This window comes from Ruminococcus sp. 210702-SL.1.03 (assembly GCF_020559915.1).
GTDB lineage: Bacteria > Bacillota > Clostridia > Oscillospirales > Ruminococcaceae > YE71.
Map to the genome: position 1 here is coordinate 42,487 of NZ_JAJCLZ010000012.1, position 24,405 is coordinate 66,891.

18 protein-coding genes and 1 other annotated feature are annotated in these 24,405 nt (G+C 50.8%); of the genes, 14 read left to right on the plus strand and 4 right to left on the minus strand.

The features are described 5' to 3' along the window. Positions 1-2 precede the first annotated feature (2 nt). Positions 3-1,202, plus strand: coding sequence for an acetate/propionate family kinase (locus LI114_RS07965; RefSeq protein ID WP_227220226.1), 1,200 nt, complete (start codon positions 3-5; stop codon positions 1,200-1,202). A 67-nt stretch (positions 1,203-1,269) separates the two neighbouring features. Here the strand turns inward: LI114_RS07965 and LI114_RS07970 are convergent, their stop codons facing one another. From LI114_RS07970 to LI114_RS07980, 3 genes are read right to left on the minus strand one after another with little or no spacing between them, the layout of a single operon-like run. Further along, positions 1,270-3,507: a DEAD/DEAH box helicase gene (locus LI114_RS07970; RefSeq protein WP_227220227.1), complete on the minus strand. Its 2,238-nt coding sequence runs from the start codon at positions 3,505-3,507 to the stop codon at positions 1,270-1,272. Between the two features lie 12 nt (positions 3,508-3,519). Continuing rightward, the gene (locus tag LI114_RS07975) at positions 3,520-4,839 is read right to left on the minus strand and encodes an ATP-binding protein (protein WP_227220228.1); all 1,320 of its coding nucleotides are present in this window, start codon (positions 4,837-4,839) and stop codon (positions 3,520-3,522) included. Beyond that, on the minus strand, positions 4,836-6,377 hold the full coding sequence (locus LI114_RS07980) for a TerB N-terminal domain-containing protein (protein WP_227220229.1): 1,542 nt from the start codon (positions 6,375-6,377) through the stop codon (positions 4,836-4,838). The genes LI114_RS07975 and LI114_RS07980 overlap by 4 nt, the downstream gene beginning before the upstream one ends. Positions 6,378-6,525: 148 nt before the next feature. Continuing rightward, positions 6,526-6,737 (plus strand) — a binding site (T-box leader). Positions 6,738-6,798: 61 nt separating this feature from the next. Here LI114_RS07980 and ilvA point away from each other — a divergent pair. From ilvA to LI114_RS08035, 11 genes are all read left to right on the plus strand, one after another. Then, positions 6,799-7,998, plus strand: coding sequence for a threonine ammonia-lyase (ilvA, locus tag LI114_RS07985; protein WP_227220230.1), 1,200 nt, complete (start codon positions 6,799-6,801; stop codon positions 7,996-7,998). A 12-nt stretch (positions 7,999-8,010) separates the two neighbouring features. After that, a complete protein-coding gene (locus LI114_RS07990; protein WP_227220231.1) occupies positions 8,011-8,460 on the plus strand; it encodes an NUDIX domain-containing protein in 450 nt (149 codons plus the stop codon). Between the two features lie 43 nt (positions 8,461-8,503). Beyond that, a complete protein-coding gene (locus tag LI114_RS07995; RefSeq protein WP_227220232.1) occupies positions 8,504-8,878 on the plus strand; it encodes a RidA family protein in 375 nt (124 codons plus the stop codon). Positions 8,879-8,957: 79 nt separating this feature from the next. Continuing rightward, positions 8,958-10,238 carry a chloride channel protein gene (locus tag LI114_RS08000; RefSeq protein ID WP_227220233.1) on the plus strand — a complete coding sequence of 427 codons (1,281 nt, stop codon included), beginning with the start codon at positions 8,958-8,960 and terminating at the stop codon, positions 10,236-10,238. 175 nt (positions 10,239-10,413) lie between these two features. Then, positions 10,414-11,427 carry an aldose 1-epimerase gene (locus tag LI114_RS08005; RefSeq protein ID WP_227220234.1) on the plus strand — a complete coding sequence of 338 codons (1,014 nt, stop codon included), beginning with the start codon at positions 10,414-10,416 and terminating at the stop codon, positions 11,425-11,427. After that, positions 11,424-12,113: a hypothetical protein gene (locus tag LI114_RS08010; protein WP_227220235.1), complete on the plus strand. Its 690-nt coding sequence runs from the start codon at positions 11,424-11,426 to the stop codon at positions 12,111-12,113. Before LI114_RS08005 ends, LI114_RS08010 begins: the two co-directional genes overlap by 4 nt. Positions 12,114-12,151: 38 nt before the next feature. After that, a complete protein-coding gene (locus LI114_RS08015) occupies positions 12,152-12,745 on the plus strand; it encodes a hypothetical protein (protein ID WP_227220236.1) in 594 nt (197 codons plus the stop codon). An 87-nt stretch (positions 12,746-12,832) separates the two neighbouring features. Then, entirely contained in the window at positions 12,833-15,292 is a 2,460-nt protein-coding gene (locus tag LI114_RS08020; RefSeq protein ID WP_227220237.1) for a GH36-type glycosyl hydrolase domain-containing protein, read from the plus strand. Between the two features lie 165 nt (positions 15,293-15,457). Further along, a complete protein-coding gene (locus LI114_RS08025; protein WP_227220238.1) occupies positions 15,458-15,928 on the plus strand; it encodes a MarR family winged helix-turn-helix transcriptional regulator in 471 nt (156 codons plus the stop codon). Next, positions 15,925-17,679, plus strand: coding sequence for an ABC transporter ATP-binding protein (locus LI114_RS08030; protein ID WP_227220239.1), 1,755 nt, complete (start codon positions 15,925-15,927; stop codon positions 17,677-17,679). The genes LI114_RS08025 and LI114_RS08030 overlap by 4 nt, the downstream gene beginning before the upstream one ends. A 13-nt stretch (positions 17,680-17,692) precedes the next feature. After that, the gene (locus tag LI114_RS08035) at positions 17,693-19,462 is read left to right on the plus strand and encodes an ABC transporter ATP-binding protein (RefSeq protein ID WP_227220240.1); all 1,770 of its coding nucleotides are present in this window, start codon (positions 17,693-17,695) and stop codon (positions 19,460-19,462) included. Between the two features lie 62 nt (positions 19,463-19,524). Here the strand turns inward: LI114_RS08035 and LI114_RS08040 are convergent, their stop codons facing one another. Next, positions 19,525-20,877 carry a cohesin domain-containing protein gene (locus LI114_RS08040; protein ID WP_227220241.1) on the minus strand — a complete coding sequence of 451 codons (1,353 nt, stop codon included), beginning with the start codon at positions 20,875-20,877 and terminating at the stop codon, positions 19,525-19,527. 218 nt (positions 20,878-21,095) lie between these two features. On the opposite strand from LI114_RS08040, the gene LI114_RS08045 reads away from it, so the two are divergent. Both LI114_RS08045 and LI114_RS08050 read left to right on the plus strand, forming a co-directional pair. Next, a complete protein-coding gene (locus LI114_RS08045; RefSeq protein WP_227220242.1) occupies positions 21,096-21,542 on the plus strand; it encodes a hypothetical protein in 447 nt (148 codons plus the stop codon). Positions 21,543-21,727: 185 nt separating this feature from the next. After that, positions 21,728-24,397 (plus strand): YfhO family protein, encoded by a 2,670-nt coding sequence (locus LI114_RS08050; protein WP_227220243.1) that lies wholly within the window; start codon positions 21,728-21,730, stop codon positions 24,395-24,397. Positions 24,398-24,405 lie beyond the last annotated feature (8 nt).

Here is a 24,405-nt window from a genome sequence, read left to right on the forward strand (position 1 = left end):
AAATGAAAATATTGGTTGTAAACGCCGGTTCTTCATCGCTGAAATATCAGCTTCTCGATATGACCGACGAATCAGTTATCGCAAAGGGCAACTGCGACCGTATCGGCATCGGCGGACACATCTCGCATAAGACCGGCGACGGCAGAAAGATCGAGCAGGACTGCGATTTCCCTACCCATACCGAGGCTTTTGAGAAGCTAGTTGAGGTGCTCACCACCGGCGAGGGCAAGGTTCTCGACTCTATGAGCGAGGTTTCGGCTGTCGGCCACAGAATAGTTCAGGGCGCTGAGGTTTTCAAGGAAACCTGCATCGCTACCGACGAAGTTATCGACAAGATCGATGAGCTGGCTGAGCTTGCTCCCGTACATAACCACCCCCACGCGCTCGCCCTGCGCGCCTGCAAGGCAGTTCTCCCTGAGGGCGTTCCGCAGGTAGTAGTTTTCGACACCGCGTTCCATTCCACCATGCCCCGCAAGGCTTATCTCTATGGTCTGCCTTACGAGTGCTATAAAGATCTGCACGTTAGAAAATACGGCTTCCACGGCACTTCTCACAGATTTGTTTCGGCTGAGCTGGCTAAGCTGATGGGCAAGAAGCCCGAGGAGCTGAAGATAGTTTCCTGCCACCTCGGCAACGGCTCTTCCATCACCGCAGTTGACGGCGGCAAGAGCGTTGATACCACTATGGGCTTCACCCCCCTTGACGGACTAATCATGGGTACTCGCTGCGGCTCTGTTGACCCCTCGGCTATCGACTTCGTTGAGAAAAAGAAGGGTTTCACCCCCGACGAAATGACCTCTTACATGAATAAGAAGTCGGGCTTCCTCGGAATCTCCGGTGTTTCTTCCGACAACCGCGACATCAGCAAGGCTGCGGAAGAGGGCAACGAGCGCTGCAAGATGGTAAACGAGATGTTCACCTACGAGATCAAGAAGTACATCGGCGGTTATGCGGCTGCTATGGGCGGTCTTGACGCTGTACTTTTCACCGGCGGTATCGGCGAAAACGACGCTCCTACCAGAGCAAATTCCTGCGAGGGTCTTGAGTTTCTCGGAATAAAGATCGACCCCGAAAAGAACAAGGTAAGAGGCGAAGTTTGCAAGATCTCTACCGATGATTCTAAGGTTCAGGTTTGGGTAGTTCCGACTAACGAAGAGCTGCTTATCGCAAGAGATACGCTCGCTATCGTTGAGAAGATGTAATTTCGTACAATAATTATACGCAATAATTCAAGAGCCATTCACTTTTTTCGGGTGAATGGCTCTGTTTTTATTTGATATTTCCGTTCATATTTTCAATTCGCGCTAACATTTCTGAGATGTTCAGCACGCCGTAAGCAAAGCCCTTGCGCACCAGCTCGTCGGGCACATACTGATCGTACTTTTCAAATTCAGGAACTTCGCCGGGGTAAAGCAGCTCCATCGGGTCAAGCGGTTTGGCGGCTTCTTCGTGCAATATCTGCCAAAATTCCTGCTCGCTGACTTTCATTTTAAACTGTATGAAGTACGGGCGGGAAGAGTCCATGCCTTTTAGACCCAGCCGCGCGCCGCACCGCAGTTTTAAGAAGCGCTCCATCGCGAGAAATGCGTATGTTCCCAGCCATGGGAATAAGCACCACATATCTCCGCCCAGGCAGATCAGCGGTTTGTACGCCGAACCAGAATTATCTGCACTATGACGCGCCTGCTGCAAGCGCGCCGCGGCATTTTTCATGAGGTAGGGGAAGCTTTTTTGCTCGCGCAGCACCTGCCGCATACGCTCGAGGATCTTCGTGTTGATGTCGCCGGGGCATTCGCCGAAATAGGCGGGCACTTTGCCTTTGACTTGCTCGCAGTAGACGAGCTTGCGCTTGCGGTCAACTTCCTCAACTATCCAAACGTGCCCCGCAATGGCGATCTTGTCGCCCGCAGGCGGCGGCTTCACGATAGTTCCCAACTCGTGCGAACCGCAGCGGACGGTGTATTCTTCATTTTCTTGGAAAACCGCATAGAATTTGAAAGAGTTGACGATTCGCTCACCCGCAATGCCGACTATCAATCCGCCGCGCTCGGTGCGCTGTATGTGATCGTTTTCCAGCATATGGCGCAGTAATATCTTGTAATCGTCGCGAGAGATACACTTGAATTGGTTGAGCGTCAGCACGCGCGAAGCCAGCTCCGCCGCCGTCATCTCGCCGCAGGAAGCCAGCGTGCTCATCGTTTGGTGGAAAAGCAGGCTGAACGGCAGTTTGCCCTCGGCGGGCGGCTCTACCCAGCGTTCCTCAAGGTAGCTTTGCACCAACGCGATGCCTTGCAAAAGTTTCCACGGAATGGTGGTCGGCAGCATGGCGCGCGCTTCGGGCATTTCCTCGCGGATAACGAACCACATTTCGGGCGGCAGACCTCTCCTGCCAGTTCGTCCCATGCGCTGTAAAAATGAGGAGACCGTAAACGGCGCGTCCAGCTGAAAGGCGCGCTCAAGCCTGCCGATGTCTATGCCGAGCTCGAGTGTGGCGGTCGTGACGGTTGTCTGAAACTGCTCGTCGTCTTTCATTATCTCCTCGGCGGTCTCGCGGTATGAGGCGGAGAGGTTGCCGTGGTGTATCAAAAATCGGTCGCGCTCCTGCTTCGCCTCGCAGTATTGCCGCAGGGTAGTGGTGACAGCCTCGCATTCTTCGCGCGAGTTGACGAAAACAAGGCACTTTTTGCCGCGCGTGTGCTCGAAAATGTAGCCGATACCGGGGTCGGCGGAGTCTGGTGCGCGGTCGGTGACGCTGTCAAGCTCGGGCAGAGCGTTCGCAATAGGTTTGCCGTCGGAAGCCTGCGGGCCTTGAATATAAAAATGCTCCATCGAAAGCCGCCACTTCGTGCCTTTGCTCTCGATCTTTGGGACGATCGTGCCCCTGCCCGTGCCCGCCGAGAGAAATTCGCCCGCCTTTTGCGGGTCGCCAATGGTCGCCGAAAGCCCTATTCTCCGCGGGTTCACGCCCGCCATTCGAGAAAGCCGCTCGATAAGGCAGAGTGTCTGTCCGCCGCGGTCGCCGCGCATCAGCGAGTGCACCTCGTCGATCACGATGAACCGCAGGTCGCCAAAAAGTCTTGAAATTGCAGCGTGTTTGCGTAGCAGCATCGCTTCGAGCGACTCGGGCGTGATCTGGAGAATGCCCGAGGGATTTTTCAGCATTTTGCTTTTGTGTGACTGTGAAACGTCGCCGTGCCAGTGCCAAACGGGTATGTCCGCCTCGGCGCAGAGGTCGTTCAGCCGTGTGAATTGGTCATTGATGAGCGCTTTTAGCGGGCCGATGTAGATCGCGCCGACAGAGGTCGGCATATCTTCGGAAAAGAGGGTGAGTATCGGGAAAAAAGCCGCCTCGGTCTTGCCCGAAGCGGTCGAGGCGGAGAGTAAAACGTTTTCGCTGGTGTTGAATATTGCGTCGCCTGCCGCCATCTGTATCGCCCGCAGAGATTCCCAGCCGTTTTGGTAGATAAAATCTTGTATAAAAGGTGCGTATCTGTTAAAAATGTCCATAAGTCACAGCCCTCAGATCTCAAATTCCGCGAAATCTTCCGCCGTCTGCTGCGCCTGTTCCTCAAGCGCAGGCTTTGCAAATTCAAATTTCTCAGAATTTAGCAGACTGCGAACGTCGAGCTGCGGGTTTTGATAGGTGATGTCGAGCAGCTCGATGAAGTCGCGAATGACCTCGCGCGGCGTGATGTTCGTGTCTGCGCCGACTCGGCTGTACTCGATCTTAATAAAATCTATCAGATCTTCTTGCTGTAACCTGTTCTCGTAGCCGAAAAGCCCCGAGTGAATGTCCTCCAGTTTCTCGATCAGCACCAGCATTTCCTCGTAAGTCAGCGGCGAAAGCTTGATGACTGGCGCGAGCATATCGCTTACCTCGCCTCCAAACCGCCCCTCCGCAAGCCGTGAACGCAGCGCCTCGTAGCTGTAAACGCCGCGCCGCGTGTCCTCAATGCACTGCGGCGTGCCGCACATGATTATGCCGATGTACTTCGCCTTGCCTTGAAGCGTATCGTTGTACATTGTCAATATTTTTTCATAATTGTACTGACGCGTTATGCTGTTGGGTATTTTGTAAATATTGACCAGTTCGTCAATCAGTATAAGCATTCCGGAATATCCTGCCATTTTCAGAAAAGCCGAGAAAAGCTTGATATATTCGTACCAATCTTCGTCAGTAATGATGATGTTCACGCCCAGCTCGCTTTTCGCTTCGGTTTTTGTTGCGTACTCGCCGCGAAACCACTTGACGACCTTGCCTTTAGTTTCGTCGTCGCCCTCGGCAAACGCGCGGTAGTAGAGGGTCAGCAGGCGCGAAAAATCGAAGCCGTGCACCATTTCGTTCAGCGAATTGATGACCGCGTAGATCTTCTTCTCGACCGCCTTTTCAAACTCGAGCGAGTCGGGAGTAAGGTCGCTTTCGGCAGCGGTTTCGGTCTGCACGGCGTTTATCCACCTGTCCAAGATCAGCGTCAGCGCGCCACCCTCGGGACGTGTTTTCGTGGAAATATTTCGTATGAGTTCATTGTAAGTGGCAAGGCCTTGACCCTTCGTACCCTGCAAACGTCTTTCGGGCGAAAGGTCAGCGTCGCAAACTACGAAATTTCGGTCCATAACGTAATTTCGTATAGTTTGCAGCAGGAAACTTTTACCGCTTCCGTACTTGCCCATTATAAATCTGAACGAAGCGCCGCCGTCCGCGATTATGTCAACATCGTGCAGCAGAGCGTTGATCTCGTTTTCCCTGCCGACCGTGATGTATGGCAGACCTATTCTCGGCACAACGCCGCCTTTGAGTGAATTTATTAAAGTTGCCGCAATCCTCTTAGGTATCTTCATGGCTTTATCAGTCCTTTCAGCTCCTCAAGATAGTCCTCAATAACGTTAGGAATGTCGCTTTCAAATTCTAATACTGTATCGTCAAACATATCAAAAAGCTTATCGTTTATACTGTCTGCAATTACTGAGATCATAAGCATTCTACTCTTTGCAAAATCTCTAACGCTTTTCTCATCTTTATATATAATTAGTTTCAAAAATTCGTATTCATTATCATCAAGCGGCAATTCATCGCTTGCCAATTTATCATCATTCATCTGTTCAGCAGAAATATCATCAATGTTAATATCTTCGAGTTCAGTTTTGTCAAACGCCTCTTCTTCGGTGATAAGCTTCTCGCAAGTAACGTCCGCAGCAGCGCGAATTTGCCCGAGTTTTGAAATGTCTATCGTGATCTCGCGCGGCGGCTCAAGCTCTTTTTCAATAGTCTTTTTAACACTCAAACTGCTTCTTTCGCTGATAATTTTTTCAATGATCTGCTCGAACGTTTTCGTTATCTTGTCGGGCTTTAAGTATGGTTCAACGCCTAATTTCACGCGCAGAGCACGGTCAACAGCCTTGACGAGCGTGCCAAGTTCGGTGCTTTTCTTGCGGCTTCCGTAATATTTTTCGCAAGTCCAGAAACCGTTTTCGCAGCGGTATTTCTGCACGCCGCTTACCGAATATTCGTAATTATCGCGTTTTATGCGGTCGAAAAACACCGCCGAGCTGAACATATAGTACGAGATCGAAGCACGTTTTCCGAAAAGTTTTTCGCAATATCCGTGTTTTCGGTTCTTTGCGTAGTATTCGCAGACTTTTCTGAACACCTCGCAGATCGCTTTTTCGGCGATGTCTGAGTAGTTCTTGTACAGCTTAGAGCGGTCGATCCGATAGTTCGAAAGCTCTGTAATTGCTGAGAAAAGTGTATCGTCATCCGTATCCGCACAGTTCTCCAATGCAAGCACGTTTTTGTCAAAATCGGTGCGCGCAAGGTCGGTGATAAGTTGCGGGTCGAGGTCGTAATAGACAGCGAAATCGTTTAACCAAAGCTTCATGTAATTCTCGATACGGTTGTCGATCTTGCCGAAATTTTCACGAAAATCCTGCAATTTTACGAAACCGTCTTTCGGTTCTGTTGAGCCGATGCCGTTCAGAAGTTCATAAATGTAGACGAATGCGAACGCAAGCGGCGCAGGATCATACTGCCCATGGCGAATTTTAGTGCGCCATGAAAAATATCCACGCAGTTGTTCGTCGTTCATATCGCGATACGTAGGGTAATATCTTACAAAATCACCGTAATATTCATAATCGTCCTCGAAGGCTTCCATAAATTTTGCCTGTTTATAGAAGATTTCGGCGGTCGACATATCCAATGAATGGTAGCTTCGCGCGATAGCCTTCATTTTGCGGTACTTAGGCGGCGTGAAATTTTTCATCTTCGAGGCGGGTATAAGTATAGGCTGGTCGGTGTAGACTTTTTCGGAAAAGTTTCGGCTGTTATTCTGTCGCAAGTCTTCCATTATCTTGCTGATTATCTCTTTTGTGTCTGCCAATTCTGTCCACCTCCGCTCGCGATATACCTTATATATTATAGCACCCTTGCGTGCAAATGTCAACATATGTTCGCGGTTGCTCGGGCGAAAAAAATTCATAAAATATCTATTGACAACCTTAAAATCAGAGAGTATTATATTAGTATATTCAAAAGCTGCGACGGGAACGGAGCAGGGAAATGCCTTACAGAGAGCGGCAGTCTGGTGTAATGCCGCAGGAAAGCCCTGAGCAGATCATCCCCGAGCCTGCGGAGTGAATGTTTTTCTTTAGCTTCGCACGTTTCCTGCGTTAAAGGATAATGAGTGGCTGCATTTTGCGGCAAACGAAGTGGTAACACGGAGAATTTTTACGTCTTCGCCTTCGATTTTTATCGAGAGCGGAGATTTTTTATTTTGTATGGAAAGGTATTGGTGGTAATTTATGCTGACTCTGGATAAAGTCTATAAGGCTTCTCACGTTCTGAAAGAGGTGCTCGCGCCTACTCAGTGCATCAAAGCAAAAAAGATCAATCCTGACGCTGACGTTTACCTCAAAACGGAAAATTTGCAGGTAACAGGTTCGTTTAAGGTGAGAGGTGCGTATTTCAAAATTTCCCAGCTTACAGATGAGGAGAAAGCAAGGGGAGTTATCGCCTGTTCCGCTGGAAACCATGCTCAGGGCGTTGCGCTTGCCGCTAAAAAGAATGGCATAAAAGCCGTAATTTGCCTGCCAGACGGCGCGCCGATCTCTAAGGTCGAGGCGACCAGAAGCTATGGCGCTGAGATCTGCCTTGTTCCGGGCGTTTATGACGACGCTTACAACAAAGCGCTCCAGCTTAAAGAGGAAAATAATTACACATTTATACATCCCTTTGACGACGAAAACGTTATCGCAGGTCAGGGAACTATCGGCCTTGAGCTGCTCGAACAGCTTCCCGACCTTGACGCAGTAGTCGTTCCCGTCGGCGGCGGCGGACTTATCTCGGGCGTTGCCTTCGCGCTGAAATCGCTCAATCCTAACATTAAGGTCTACGGCGTTCAGGCAACTGGTGCACCTTCTATGGTAAATTCTCTCAAAGACGATAAGATCGAGTGCCTCGATTCTGTTTCGACCATCGCAGACGGCATCAAGGTAAAAGAGCCGGGCGAGCACACTTTCGAGCTTTGCAAGAAGTACGTTGACGACGTTGTTACCGTTAGCGACGATGAAATTTCCTCGGCTATCCTCGCGCTGATCGAGCAGCATAAGCTTATCGCAGAGGGCGCGGGCGCGGTCTCCGTTGCGGCGGTAATGTTTAACAAAGTTCCCGTAAAGGGCAAAAAGGTCGTTTGCCTTGTTTCGGGCGGCAACATCGACGTTACTATCCTTTCGCGCGTCATCAAGCGCGGTCTGCTCAAGTCCGGCCGCTCCGACACACTCACTATCCAGCTAGAGGACAAGCCCGGTCAGCTGAGAGATGTTTCCAAACTCATTGCAGACCTCGGCGGCAACGTTGTTTCCGTTCACCACGAGCGCGCCAGCGAGGACAGCGACATCACCGACTGCATACTCCGCATAGTTCTCGAAACCAGAAATTACGAGCACAAGGCTGAGATAAGAAAGGCTCTTACCGATGCAGGCTTCAAGCTAGTAAACAAGTAATAGGCGGCAGATATGGCAGAAAATTGGCAGAAATCAGTTGCCGCGATAGTCGAGCGCGATGGCAAAATTCTCCTCGTCCGCCACACTTACGGCGCGGGCAAGGGTCGGCTTATAATCCCGGGCGGCTATCTGAAAGATAACGAAACTCCCCAGCAGGCTTGCGTGCGCGAAGTGCTGGAGGAAACAGGCATCACGGCTGAGCCGAAGCGGCTTGTCGGCGTTCGCTTTAATCTCAAAGATTGGTATGTCGTTTTCGCGGCGGACTATGTTGGCGGCGAAGCACATTCCGACGGCGACGAAAACAGCGAAGCGGTGTGGGTCGATATTGACGAAGCCCTCGCCCGCGACGATGTTCCCGACCTCACGCGTAAGCTCATCGCCGCGTATAAAAACGGCAGCGCGCTTGAGTACACCGAGTTCGTCAGCCGCGAAAATCACGGTACATATTCACTTTACTGCTGATCGGCAGTATGTTCAAATATCAAATATAAAGGAGTAGATCAACATGGCAGAAACAGTTTACACCAAGAATGCACCTGACGCGATAGGCCCTTATTCGCAGGCTAAAAAGGTCGGCGGACTAATCTTCACTTCGGGTCAGATAGCTATCGACCCCGCAGTAGGCGACGTTACAGCTAAGACCATCGAAGAACAGACCGAGCAGGTCTGCAAGAACCTTGCAGCTGTACTCGAAGCGGCAGGAAGCAGCCTCGATAAGGCTGTAAAGACCGTATGCTTCCTTAAAGAAATGTGCGATTTTGCTGCATTTAACGGCGTTTACGGAAAGTATTTCACTTCCAAGCCCGCACGTTCCTGCGTTGCTGTAAAGCAGCTTCCTAAGGACGTTCTCGTAGAGGTCGAGGTTATCGCAGAAGCTTGATCTTCACAAGATATTGTCAAAAATTTTTAAAAGGCGGATATTTCTCCGCCTTTTTTCATGAACGAAAGGGGCTGCTGAAATGCTTGTCAGAAGGCTGAAACGCAGATTGATAGCAGAGTCGGAGTCGGCGGGACATTATATGTTCATATTTTTTAGATGGACAGTCATCGCGGCGGTCACGGGCGTGGTCGGCGGAGTTGTCGGCGCGCTCTTCCACATGGCGGTGAACGCCGCTACCGAGTTCCGCGGGGAGCACGGCTGGGTCATCTTCACGCTGCCCGCCGCTGGCGCGCTCATCGCGCTGATCTACCACATTTTCGGCTTCGATAACGACGGCGGCACGAACCTTATAATCAGCTCGATACGCACGAAAGACCACGTTCCACTGCGAATGGCGCCGCTGATATTTGTCGCTACGGTGATAACTCACCTTGCGGGCGGTTCGGCGGGACGTGAGGGCGCGGCGCTCCAGCTCGGCGGCAGTATCGGCAACCGCATAGGCGAGCTTTTCGGCGTTAAGGAGCAGGACATCGGGCTGGCGGTGATGTGCGGCATGAGCGCGCTTTTCTCAGCGCTTTTCGGAACGCCGCTTACCGCCTGCTTTTTCGCGATGGAGGTCATAAGCGTTGGCGTTATCTACTACGCGGGGCTCGTTCCGTGCATCGCCTCCTCGCTTACGGCTTACGGGATTTCGCTGCTCATGAAAGCCGAGCCGACTCGCTTAAATATCAGCAAATTCGTGCCGCACCTCTCGTTCGGCTCAGTCGTGCGGGTCTGCATTCTCGCGGCGGTCTGTGCGGTGATAAGCATATTTTTCTGCGTTGCGATGAAAACGGCGAACAAGTGGTTTTCGCAGATTTTTGAGAACAAATACCTGCGTGCGGCGGTCGGCGGAGCGGTGATACTCGCGCTGACTTTGCTCCTGCGGACTACTGATTACAACGGTGCGGGAATGAACGTTATCGAAAACGCCGTGTTAGAGGGTAAGTCGCACCCCGCCGCGTTTCTGCTCAAGATCATCTTCACCGCGGTGACTATCGGCTGCGGATTTAAAGGCGGCGAGATAGTTCCGACAATGTTCATTGGCGCGACCCTCGGCTGCGCATTTTCCCCGCTGATAGGGCTTGACGCACGTTTCGCGGCGGCGGTCGGCATTGTCGCACTCTTCTGTTCGGTGGTGAATTGCCCTACGGCTTCGCTTTTCCTGAGCTTAGAACTTTTTGGCAGCGAGGGCATAGTTCTCTTCGCGGCGGCGTGCGGCGTGAGCTATATGCTTTCGGGCTATTACGGACTCTACTCCAGCCAAAAAATAGTATATTCCAAGCTGCACACCAGATACATAAATAAACGTACAAAGTAGCCATCTAAATCGTTTTCGGTCAGTTTTGACAAATAAAAAATTAAAAATTGTACAAAAAACTATTGCTATTTAGAAATAAATATGCTATAATTACAAATGAGAAGTTGCTCTGAATAAAAAACGAAAACGTTTAAGCAACTTCGCGGAAACTATAAAAATAAGGGTGAGAATTCATATGAATAAAAAGATAACTGCCAAAGAGGGCTTTGTGATGAAGGGCGTTTTATGCGTTTTGCTTGAATATGGAAAATATTCTGCGGTGATCTCGCCCGAGTACGGCTCTTCCGTTTGGCGTATGCGCGATGAAGAGGCGGGTATCGAGGTTTTTAGATATTCCGATAAATGTTCCGCGGCGCAGATAGATAAGGCCCGCGAAATATGGGGTCTGCCTACGCTTTATCTGCCGAACCGCTTCGACGGCGGCCTGCTGAAGACTTCCGATGGCGCTTATCATCTGCCTGTAAACGAGGTAAAGCTGGGCAACCATCTTCACGGTTGGGTGCATAAGCGTGCGCATAAAATAGAAAAGGTCGCTGCTGAGGAGGACAAAGCCGTTCTCGTGACATCGTTTACACACGGCGCAGAAGACCCAATGTATCAGTATTTCCCTATAGATTTTAAGATAACTTACACGTTCGAGCTTTCGGACAACGGGCTTACCCATAAGGTAAAGCTGGAGGATCTCTCTGATAAAAAGCTGCCCGTTTCTATCTGCACACACACCTGCATAAATGCGCCCATTACCGACGGCGGCAGACAGAAGTCGCTGCGCCTGAGCGTGCCGATAGTTGAGCGCTGCGAGTTGGACAAGCGCTGCCTGCCTACCGAAAAGCTTCTGCCGCTCGGCACCAAGGATATGCGCTACAAAAACGGCATTATGCGCCCCGTCCTCCACCAGATCTCGAACGATATGTACACCGCCTGCGATAACGAGCTTGACGGCAAGCCTTTCTACGGCGTAGTCATCACCGATAAGGATACTGGCAAGCGTCTTTGCAACGAGGTGTCTAAAGAATACAAATTCTGGAATATGTGGAACGACCGCGGCGGCAACGGATATTTCTGTCCCGAGCCTATGACGGCAATGATAAACTGCGCGAACTTAAAGCTCAGCGACGATGTTACAGGCTATAAAGAGCTTGCAAAGGGCGAAAGCTTTGAATGTTGGCAGCGCTTCTTTACAATATGAATAGAGAAGATATAAACGAAGCTCCGATCATCGACGACGATCAGCCGTTCACGCCAGAGGAAGAGAAATTTCTCGACCAAAAGATGAAGTGGCGGGCGCTATTCCTGCTCAGCGCGCTGATCAGTATGCTTGTGTTCGAGTTTCGCGATAAAGCGGGCAAGAAAGTAGACGTGCTCAGCGGCAAGGAAGCGATACGCATTTTCCTGCGCAATAACCGCATAGGGCTTGTGTTGGCGCTGATAATGCTCGCGGTGCTGATAGTGGCGCTGATTTGCGAGCGCGGCTTTCACCGCAGCGATTCTTCGGCGAAAGTATACGGCTTTTTAGGCAGCGCGGGTCTGATGATCTACACCGTTGTGGCGTTTATTTTAAGCGGCAACCATATCTACGCCGATTACCAAGGCGTTACGGTCGCTGAGCCGTATGAATATGTGCTGAGTACTCAGTCGGGCAAATATTTCGTCGGCTTTGAGGATAAAGATGAATTCGTTCAGCTGCAGATCCCCAAGAAAACCTACTCACAAATGCAGCAGGGCGAAATAGTTTCTGACGATACCGGCGAGATCTATTCTATGGTAAAAGATAATGGATATAAAGACGCCGTGCTTTACAGCGGCGGATTTGAGATAAGCTACTATTTTTATTCGGCAATATTCAGCAGCGCGAAGCCTGTTTCACAGCGCTGAGTTTATAAAAGCAGCTTATTACGGGGAGATCTTATGATATGACAAGAAGGAAAATATCGGCAATGATGGCTGCTTCGGCTGCGGTGCTCTGCTTTTGCGCCTGCGGAAATTCTGCTGAAAGCGGTGCTTCTTCCGCCGAAAGCTCTTCTGCCGCGGCGGTCACCACGACGGCTACGGCGGAGCAGCCCGCGGCTACCATAACGGCTGTTATGACAGAAGCGGCGGACGAGTCCTCCGAAACGGAAACTCAGCCTGCCGAGCCGAATGAGATCGACTTGCAGGGCAGGGCGATAGAGTATTGCGACGGCGCGCGCGACGTTATAACCCGCTGGTACAGCTATATGGACAGCGGCGATTATGAGCAGGCGACGGCGCTTATGACAAAGACCGCCGCGAAAGCATTGGATATAGATTCATATTCCAAGACCGAAACGGGCGGGGTGACAACTGTTGAATTCGGCAAATGCACCCTCAGCAAAAGCGGCGACGGCGCGAATATCAGCGTGGAGACCAACGTTTCTTACGACTCGCAGGCGGATACCGTGATGCAGCGCAGGATACTTGTGCATTTCGACGGGCTGGATTATATCATTTCCGAAATTACCGATGAGGGTATCAGTCTTTACGGCTGAAAATTTTTACAAGCAAGGCTCGCATATTTGATGTGCGGTGTTGCCTTAAAATAAAATCATAATATATCGAAAGGTGGATATTTAAACATGAAGTTTGGCTACTTTGACGACGCGAACAAAGAGTACGTCATCACAAACCCCAGAACTCCATATCCGTGGATAAACTACCTCGGAACACAGGAGTTCTTCTCGCTCATCTCCAACACAGCGGGCGGATATTCTTTCTATAAGGACGCAAGACTGCGCCGTATAACAAGATACCGCTACAATAATGTGCCGATAGATATGGGCGGAAGATATTTCTACATAAAAGACGGCGAAACTATCTGGAACCCCGGCTGGTCACCTGTAAAGACAGAGCTTGACTTCTATGAGTGCCGCCACGGTATGGGCTATACCATCATCACAGGTAAGAAAAACGGTCTGAAAGCCGAAGCTACTTTCTTCGTACCGCAGAATTACGCGGGCGAAGTACAGCAGGTAGTTCTTACTAACGAGAGCGACGCAGAAAAGACCTTCTCCTTCTTCTCTTTTGCAGAATGGTGCCTTTGGGACGCGCAGGACGACTGCACCAATTTCCAGAGAAACTTCAGCACAGGCCGCGTAGAAGTAGTAGGTTCTACCATATACCACAAGACTGAGTATAGAGACAGAAGAGATCATTTTGCATTCTATACAGTAAACGACGAGATTGACGGCTACGATACCGACAGAGATTCTTTCATCGGTCTTTACAATGGTTTCCATAACCCGCAGGCTGTACTTTCCGGCAAGGCTAACGACTCTTTCGCTGACGGCTGGTCGCCAATCGCTTCTCACTACAAGAAGATAACCCTCGCTCCCGGCGAGTCTAAGACCCTCGTATTCATTCTCGGCTATGTTGAAATGCCCGTTGATAAGAAGTTTGAGGCTGACGGCGTAACTATCAATAAGGAAAAAGCTCTCGCAATGATCGAGCAGTACAATACTCCCGAAAAGGTAGCCGCTGGCATGGCAGAGCTGAAAGCAACTTGGGACAGACTGCTCAGCGTTATCAACGTTGACACTCCCGATGATAAGGTAAACCGCATGGTCAACATCTGGAACCAGTACCAGTGCATGGTCACCTTCAACCTTTCGCGCTCCGCTTCTTACTTCGAGAGCGGTATCGGCAGAGGTATGGGCTTCCGCGATTCCAACCAGGATATTCTCGGCTTCGTTCACCAGATCCCCGACCGCGCAAGAGAGCGTATAATCGACATCGCTTCCACCCAGCTTCCTGACGGCGGCTGCTACCACCAGTATCAGCCCCTTACCAAGAAGGGCAACCTCGACATCGGCGGCGATTTCTCCGACGACCCGCTGTGGATGATCCTTTCCGTTTCCGCATACATCAAGGAAACAGGCGACTGGTCTATCCTCGACGTAATGGTACCTTACGATAACGATGAGTCGAAGGCTAAGCCGATGCTCGACCACCTCAAGGTATCTTTCTACCGCGTAGTTAATAACGTAGGCCCTCACGGTCTGCCGCTCGCTATGAGAGCTGACTGGAACGACTGCATCAACCTTTCCTGCTACTCTGACACTCCCGGCGAAAGCTTCCAGACTTACACCAACCCGAAGTTTGCTGCTGAGGGCGGCTACTCTAAGGTAGCTGAGTCTGTAATGGTAGCTACGCTCTTCACCTACACCGGCCCGAACTACGTTGCTATACTCAAGCACCTCGGCAAGGACGATGAAGCTGCTGCTGCTCAGGCTGAGATCGACAAGATGAAGAAGAACGTTATGGATTCCGCATTCGACGGCGATTGGTTCCTCAGAGCTTACGACTCCACAGGCGCTAAGATGGGCTCTAAGGAGTGCGAAGAGGGCAAGATCTTCATCGAGCCGCAGGGCTTTGCCGTAATGTCTGAGATAGGCAAGGACGAGGGCGCTGACATCAAGACCCTTGAGTCTATCGACAAGTACCTCAATACCAAGTACGGCCTTGTTCTGAACAACCCCGCATTCTCCAAGTACTATATCCAGTACGGCGAGATCTCGACTTATCCCGGCGGATACAAGGAAAACGCCGGTATCTTCACCCACAACAACGCATGGATAATCTGCGCTGAGGCTTACGCCGGCAGAGGTGATAAGGCTTTCGAGTATTACAGCAAGATCGCTCCCGCGTTCAACGAAGAGATCTCCGACCTGCACAAGACCGAGCCTTACGTTTACGGTCAGATGATCGCAGGTAAGGACGCAAGCAGATTCGGCGAGGGCAAGAATAGCTGGCTGACAGGTACTGCCGCATGGAACATGGTAGCTATCTCCCAGTACATCCTCGGCGTACAGGCTGATTTCGACGGTCTGAAGATCGATCCTTCCATTCCTCACGAGTGGAACGGCCTTACCGCTACACGTCAGTACAGAGGCGCTACCTACAACATCACCGTTAAGAACCCCGAGCACGTTTGCAAGGGCGTTAAGAGCGTTACCGTTGACGGCAAGGCGGTAGAGGGCAATGTTCTCCCTGTAGCCGCAGCAGGCTCGACTGTAAATGTTGAAGTTGTAATGGGCTGATACGAATAAAATTTGCTTACAAAAACTGCATGGCTTTCGGGCTGTGCAGTTTTTTTGCGTTCATAAAATATTAACCGCCATGTGCTTGACATTTAATATAAATATGCGTATAATAATAGATATTCTAATTTTAGACTTTCTTATATTAGGAGGATTTTTGACGAAATGAACGGAATGACTGCTTCAAAAATGTTTTACAGCGCAAACAGGGTTATGGAGGCGTACCATAACATGCTGCGCCCGCTCTGCAAAAAAACAGGTCTGCCGCCTATGGCTGTCGATATACTCATGTTCATATCGAATAATCCGGATAACAACACCGCGCGCGATATTTGCCTTATGCGCGGTCTGAAATCGGGCATAGTTTCCGTGCACGTTGAAAGGCTGGTGAACGAGGGTCTGCTTACGCGCGAAACTGTGCCGAACGACCGCCGCAAAACTCGTCTGGTGCTCACTCCCGCCGCCGCGGACATCGTAAAAGAGGGTAGGGAACTGCAAATACGCTTCGGACACCGCCTGCTCGAGGGCATCAGCCATGCCGATATTGAAGTTTTCCGCAAATGCCTTTCCGCGATCGGCGAAAACATAGAGGATATGAGAAAGAACGGGTTTGAAAAGGAGAGTGAAGATATATGATAAAACTGCTGAAAAACTTGCGCCGCCGCGAAAAGTTGATGGCGCTTGTCTGCTTGGTTTTCGTGGTGTGTCAGGTGTATTTCGATCTGCGTCTGCCCGATTACATGACCGAGCTTACCGTGCTGATAAAAACATCCGGCACTACCGCCGACATCGTGAATATCGGCTTGAAAATGCTTGGATGCACCGCCGTGAGTGCTCTGCTAGCCGTCGCTTGCGGTTATTTTGCTTCAAAGACCGCCTCGGGGCTCAGCTTCGCCGTGCGCGAAAAGCTTTTCCACCACGTAATGGATATAGGCAGCGAGGAAATGCAGGATTTCTCGATACCCAGCCTTATAACCCGCACCACGAACGACATCACGCAGATACAGATGATAGTTGCGATGGGCTTGCAGATGATGATAAAAGCGCCGATAATGGCGGTCTGGGCGATAATAAAAATTCTCGGCAAAAGCTGGCAGCTCTCTGCGGTCACCGCGGCTTTCGTGGTCGTGCTGATAGTCAGCATTTTCCTCATCATGAGCAGCTGTATACCGCGCTTTCGCCTTGTGCAGAAAATGACGGATAAGATCAACCGCGTAGCGCGCGAAAACCTCAACGGCATAAACGTAGTGCACGCTTTCAACGCCGAGAAATTTCAGAATGATAAATTCGACGAGCCGAATATGGGCATGATGCAGCTTCAGATGAAAAACCAAAAGCTCTTTGCCCTCGTTCAGCCGACTATGGGGCTGGGCATGAACGGTTTGGCGCTCGCAATATACTGGGTCGGCGCGGCGCTTGTCAACAACATCGCCCTTACCGACCCCGCCGCGCGCCTTTCGATGTTCAGCGAGGTGCTGGTTTTCAGCACTTACGCGACCTACGTCGTGATGTCATTCATGATGCTCGTCATGATATTTATGCTCCTCCCGCAGGCGCAGGTGTCGGCTGAGCGTATCAACGATGTGCTCGAGCGCGAGGCTAACGTAAAAGAGGGCGGCGTGCAGCAGGGCAGCGAGGTCGGCACGGTGGAGTTCAAAAACGTTTCCTTCCGCTATCCGCACGCTTCCTCCGAACAGCTCAGCGGCATAAACGTCCGCGTGGAAAAGGGCGAAACACTCGCGGTCATCGGCGCTACGGGCAGCGGCAAGACTACCCTAGTCAGCCTAATCCCGCGCTTCTTCGATGCGACCTCGGGCGAGGTGCTTGTGGACGGCGTAAACGTCAAGGATTACACTTTCGCCGCGCTGTATGATAAGCTCGGCTACGTCACGCAAAAAGCCGTGCTCTTCTCGGGCACTGTTCGCGAAAACGTATTTTTCGGCGAGAGCGCTCACCAGTTCGACGACGCAGACCTTGGATCTGCAATAGAGATTTCGCAGGCAAAAGAGTTTGTCGATAAGCTTGAGGGCGGCAGCGATTACGCGATAGCGCAGATGGGCAGAAACGTTTCGGGTGGTCAGAAGCAGCGCCTTTCGATAGCGCGTGCGCTGGCGCGTAAGCCTGAGATACTTATTTTTGACGACTCGTTCTCGGCGCTCGATTACCGTACTGACGCGAAGCTCCGCGAGGGTCTGAACAAGCAGCTCGCAGGCTCGACAAAAATAATCGTCGCGCAGCGTATAAGCACTATTCGCCACGCAGATAAGATAGCCGTGCTAGACCGCGGTGAGATGGTCGGCTTGGGCACACACGAAGAACTTATGAAAAATTGCAGCGTTTACCGCGAGATAGCTACCTCGCAGCTCAGCGCGAGCGAATTGGCGTAAGGAGGGGACTGACATGAGAAAAAATAAAGACGGCGGTATACGCACAGCCGTGCCGCGCCTTTCGGAATATCTGCACGGCGACATCGGCGTGGTGATCCTCGCCCTCGTCCTCGCGGCGCTCAGCGCGGTCATGACGATAATCGGCCCGAACAAGATCGGCGATATGGCGACGATAATGTCAGACGGTCTGCTCGGCGGCATCGACCTCGGCAAGATCGCGAAGATAGGCATTTTCCTCGCGGCGATATACCTGCTCAGCGCGCTTTTCGGCTTCGTTCAGCATTACATCATGGCGGTGGTAACGCTGAAAATGTCCTACCGTATGCGCGGCGAGCTTTCGGAAAAGATCAACCGCGTGCCGCAGAAATATTTTAACACCCACACGCAGGGCGACATACTCAGCCGCATGACTAACGACGTTTCCACCCTCCAGCAGGGTCTGACAAACAGTCTGCCGACCATAATCAGCGCGGCAACGCAGTTCGTCGGCTGCCTTATCATGATGTTCGCGACCCAGTGGCGGCTGGCGCTCATCTCGCTGGCGGTAACGTTCGTCGGCATGGGATTGGTGGTGCTGATAATGTCGCGCTCGCAGCGCTTTTTCGCGGCGCGCCAGAAAAGTCTGGGCGAGCTAAACGGCTTTGTCGAAGAAATGTACTCGGGTCACGAGGTCGTCCGCATCAGCCGCGCTGAGCGCAAGGTGCTCTCGCATTTCGATAGCCTGAACGCCGCTGTCTACGACGCTAACTGGCGTTCGCAGTTCCTTTCCGGCGTAATGCAGCCGCTCATGAACATCATCGGCAACATCGCCTACGTTGCAGTGTGCGTGGTCGGCTCTATCCTCGCGATGAACGGAACGATAGAGTTCGGCGTGATAGTTTCGTTCATTCTCTACGTCCGCCTTTTCACCACCCCGCTCACGCAGATAGCGCAGGGCATGACGAATATGCAGACGGCTTCCGCTTCGGCGCACCGCATTTTCGACTTCCTCGAAAGCGAAGAGATGGCTGACGAAAGCGAAAAGACCGCCGAGCTGCCCGAAATTCGCGGCAAAGTAAGCTTCGAGCACGTCCGTTTCAGCTACCCCGATACGCCCGATAAGGTCATAATCAACGACTTTTCGGCGGAGGTTTGCCCCGGTCAGAAGGTCGCGATAGTCGGCCCTACCGGCGCTGGCAAGACCACGATGGTCAATTTGCTGATGCGCTTTTACGAGATCGGCAGCGGCAAAATAAAGATCGACGGTGTGCCGATAACCGAGCTTACGCGCGAAAAAGTGCACGAGCTTTTCAGCATGGTGCTGCAAGACACTTGGCTTTTCGAGGGCACAGTTCGCGAAAATCTGGTCTACAATATGCAGGGCATTACTGACGAGCAGTTGGAGCAGGTCTGCCGCGCCTGCGGACTGGATAAATTTGTACACTCGCTGCCGAACGGTTTCGATACCGTGCTTTCCGAAAGCGCCTCTATCTCGGCTGGTCAGAAACAGCTTCTCACGATAGCCCGCGCGATGCTGCAAAACGCGCCGATGCTCATTCTCGACGAGGCGACATCCTCGGTCGATACCCGCACCGAGCTGATAATACAGCGTGCGATGGACGAGTTGACGAAAGGCAGAACTAGCTTTGTTATCGCTCACAGACTATCCACAATAAAGAACTCCGACCTCATACTGGTAATGAAAGACGGCGACGTTATCGAAAGCGGTACTCACAACGAGCTGATGGAGCGCGGCGGCTTCTACGCCGAGCTTTACAACAGCCAGTTTGAGCAAGCATCGTAATATAAATATTTGAACACAAAAAAGCGGAGCGCTCGCAACTGAACGCTCCGTTTTTTTTATAATTACTTTTCTTCGTTTTCGTTAGACTCTTCGTCCTTGGCGGCCTCCGCTTCGGGCTCGGACTCTTCATATTCCTCGGCTTCTTCCTCAGAATATTCCTCAGTTTCCTCTTCTGATTCAGCCTCTTTGTACTCTTCCGTATCGGCTTCGTCAGCTTCCGCAACTTCCTCTTCATCGCCCTCGGTATCTTCACTGCGGTCGGGCTCTTCAGGGAAGAAATCGTCGTCATCTATCGGCGTTTGCGGCTCTTTCTCAGGCTTCGGCTTGATATTGCTCTTCAGCGCGTAACGCTTGTACGGATTGCCGAATACCGCAAAATACTCGATTATCAGCGCCGCTATCGCGAGCAGCACCAACAAGAATATCACGAATTTCTTAGTGCGCTCCGAGCTGCCGCTTTCGGTCTTGGTAACAGATGTCGCGTTCGTGTCGGCGGCGTTTTCTATCGTCGCACCCGCTTCCGCAGCGCTCTCGGTCTGCGTAACAGCGCTCTGCGTGGAGATGACTAATCTGTAATATTTGAACGTGCCGTCGTTAAATTCAACAGTCATGTTGGTAAGACCCTCGGCGAGTGTGGATATGCCCTTGTCGTCAGCGGTCGCGAGCGAGCCGTCCTCAAAAGTCACGCTCTTTACGTCTTTCAGACCCAGCGAGCTGAAAGTTATCGTCTGGTCGCTTTTCGCAACGCGCAGCTCGGTGTACATCGACTCGTCAGCGGAAGCGTCGGCAGGCACAGCGCCCTCTATCTGGATTATTGTTCCATCGGCGGTCGCGGTTATCGACTGTGAATCTCCATCAAGTATCGAATTTACAGTTATATACAGTACGGACGAGCGCACGGTCGGGTCAAGTATCTGAAAATCTATCGTCAGATAGTCGCCGTCGTACTCCGAGCCGGCAGTGTTGGTGTAAATGTACTGAAATACGCCAGAGCCCATGTCGGTCGCGGCAGCCTCGCCGCCCGCTTCCTCGTGCACCTGATTGCCCGTAACTTTGAAAACGTCAGCGTCGTAATTTATCGTGATGTCCGCCGCGGTTATCGGCTTTTTGTTCTTGATCTTCAGCGCCGCCGAAAACTTCATGTCCTTGATCTTTGTCGGCGTCAGCGAAACCACTGTCGGGTGGTCTTGTGTGGGGTCGGTGGAAGAAGTTTCCGTGTCGTATGTGCCGTAACCCGTGTAGGTGTCGTCGTATGTATAGTCCGTATCGGTGTTGTAATCGTAATTATAGTCGTTGTAATCGCCGTAGCCGTAATCGGTATTGTAGTCCTCGTAACCATAGTCGGCAAAAGCTGTCAGCGCGCCCGCCGAGAGGAAAACCGCGGCTGCTGCGGCGGCAATTATTTTTGATCTCATGCTACCAATCCTTTTTAACTTTCCTTAATTTGCGTTTCCACATACTTTAATTATACAATATCCGCCGCGCTATGTCAACCCCTTTTTTATGGTAATACGCTGAAAACGGCATATACGGCGGACAACTGTTAATCTATAGTTAATCAAAGCATTGCAATATGTTCTTATTATTGTGATAAAATATACTAAAATCTGTTTGGAAGAAGGAGATCTGTACTATGGGCGGACTTGATATTTTTAATATTTCCGAGCGCGTTTCGGGCTTTATGATGTTTGTTTTTCTGCTGCGTACAGTGCTGCTATTCGGCGGCATTTTAGTCTGCCGCTACGGCATTGTAATGCTTTGGGAACTTCGTCCCGTTCGCAAAAAGCGCTACTCCACCGTTGTCGAAGCCACCGTCACCGAGGTCACTGAGGAAAACCGTTCCGCTTCGATGAACCGTTACCTCATGCCGCGCTTCGAGTACGAGCAGGAGGGCGAGGTCAAGTACTTCATGCCGCGCGAGGCGTATCGTCCCTGCCGACTGAAACAGGGCGGAAAAGTAAAGCTCTGCCTCGGCGAAAAGGGCAAATTCCGCACTATCCGCAGCGAGGTAACGCTCGCAAAAGCGCTCATCTTCACGATAGTGGGTCTGGCGATCGCTCTGCTGACAATCTTATTATAAAGGTATAGATTTTCCCGCTGACTTTTCACGGTCGGCGGGAGTTTTTTCGCTATGTTACAAATCAACAGTTTTTTTGCGGATTTTTGGATAATGTTACAAATTTGTTTCCGAGATGTAGAAAATTCGCTGAAGATGTGCTATAATGAATTTATATAAATAATCCCCGCAAAAGAGAGGCAATCAAAATGAAGATCAAAGGCAGTAAAATAGTGCATTACGCGTCGATAATTTTCCCCGCATTTTTCGTAATGTACTTCATGATGGTATTTTATTACCAAAACAGTATGTATCCGTTTGGAACACGTTCCCTTTCCTGGTGCGATATGTCGCAGCAGGTAGTTCCTCTGCTCAACCAGTTTAAGGATATTTTAGACGGCAAAAGCGGTTTTTTCCTTAACATGAAAAATTCGGGCGGAATGAACTTTTTCGGCGTGTTCTTTTTCTTTTTGGCAAGCCCGTTCACATTCCTCGTGAAATTTGTCGATAAGGCGGATATGATGATGTTCGCGAATGTGCTCGTCGCGCTGAAAATGTCGGTCGCGGCGTTCACGGCTTCGCTCTGCTTCACCCTCTGCCGCAAAAAGCTCGACCCATTTTCTGTAATGCTTCTCAGCGTGATGTACCCGCTATCAGGCTACGCGATGATGTATTTTCAAAATATTATCTGGCTTGACATGATGTACCTTTTCCCACTGTTGATGATCGCGCTGGATAGGATAACGCGCAGGCAAAAGCCGCTTATGTACATATTCGTGCTCTCATCAATGGTGGTAGTCAACTACTATATCAGCTATATGGTGGTAATTTTCATACTGCTATTTACAGTTGTGTATATTCTTGGAGCACACAGCCATGAATTTTGCAGCCGCGTCTGCCGCGATATACTTGTCGGTTCGGCAATCTCTGCACTGCTGACGGCAGTGGTCTGGCTGCCCTCGCTGCTCCAGTATTTAAGCTCGGGCAGGGGTGAAACCACGATAGTTGATTCGATAGTCGGCTCGGACTTCATCACCAATTTCTTTACGATTTTGCCAATGCTTTTCTGCTCGGCGTTCGCCATAGTGATAACCGTTACGGACATCGCCGTTCGCGGCGATCACAGCGCGCGGAACAAGCGCCTTATCCTCCTGCTTTGCTTAACGCTGATACCGATGTTTATCGAGCCTATAAACAAAATGTGGCATACTGGCAACTATATGTCATTTCCGTATAGATTTGGATTTATAACCATCTTCCTTATGCTCTTCTGCGCGGCATATTCCCTCGAAAAACCCGTTGAGTTTAAGAAAAATTTACCTGTCAACATCGTAACGCTCGCGGTCTGCGGCGTTGCGGCGGCGCTGGCGTTCTACTACATGAACACCCTCGCCGACAAGAAAAAAGAGGAGATCAGCCGTTTCTCGCGCACCCTTTGGGGCGATCTGGAGTCGTTCAAATGGCTTATTTCGGTGTTCCTGATCGTGCTGGCGATATACGGAATGGCACACTTTTTCTACCGCAAAGGTTTTATTCACAAGACCGTTTTCCTGTCGTTCTGCGCGATAGTTTTCGTCGGCGAGAGCTTTTTCAGCAGCGGCGTTTACATCGGCTACCCCGCGATGCACAATGAGGAGATCAACAAAAGCCAGTCAGAAGCTTACGACCTTGCTGACCGCATTGACGACGACGATTTTTACCGCGTGAAATCCTATGCGAAATTTTACAATAACAACATGATCGGAGCGCTGGGTTATGATACCATTTCACACTACACCTCGCTGAACGACCGCAATTTCATGTTCACAATGAAGCGGCTTGGTTACAGCGGCGTTTGGATGGAAACTCTTGCCGTCGATGGCACGCGCCTTACCGACGCTATGCTTTCGATAAAGTACGAGATCAACGGCGGCTGCGACGGCAGCAGTATTATTTACCAGTCAAAAGCGGGACGCATAGAGCATTTGCCAAACTACCTGCCTATGGGTCTGCTGGCAGATAAAGGCTCACTAGACGGTAAGGAAGATCTGCCCGATGAACTTGACCGCATTGGCGTTCAGCAATATATGAGCGAGGCGCTGCTCGGCGAAAACCTTGTGACAAGGTACGAGCCGACCGGCGAACTGACGAAAAAAGACGGTAAATACACATTCCACATGGGAGATACAGTAACTTACGAATTCGATGTTGACGGCACCTGTGCGCTTTATGCGGATTGCTTCGATGAGCTTACAAATCATCTCTCCGAGCCTATATTTGATGCGTTCGACATCTCGGTGAACTCATCAGTTGCACGCACAAATTATCCTAATTCGTCAAATAATGGTTTGTATTGCCTCGGCGATTTCAAGAATGAAAGCGTTAAGGTGACATTTAAATGCAAGAAAGACATTACCTGCGCTTCGTTCGGGCTAATGAGCATCGACACCGCGCGGCTGAAAGCGCTTTGCAAGTCGGCGCAAGGCGTTGGGCTTACGGACGTGAACAATGGCATGAAGGGCAGTTGCAAGCTTGATAAGGCGCAAACTTGCTTTGTTAGCCTGCCATATTCGGATAATTATGCCATTAAAGTCAACGGCAAAATGGTCGATTACAGCCGCGCACTTTCCGGATTCATAAGTTTTGATCTCAAAAAGGGAAATAATGACATCGAAATAAGCTTCATACCGAAAGGATTTGCGGCGGGAGCGGCTATCTCCTGCATCGGAGTTGCGGCGCTCGCGGCGTACATCGTGTTCCGCAAGAAGCTTGAAAAGCCGCTGAAATGCGACAATGCGGCAAAATTCATCATGTTAGCGGTATCAGCGTTTGTGGCTTTGGTGGTATATATCGTACCAATTGTTATCTATATTGTTAAAATCACAACAAAATTCCAATAGGAGGCAGA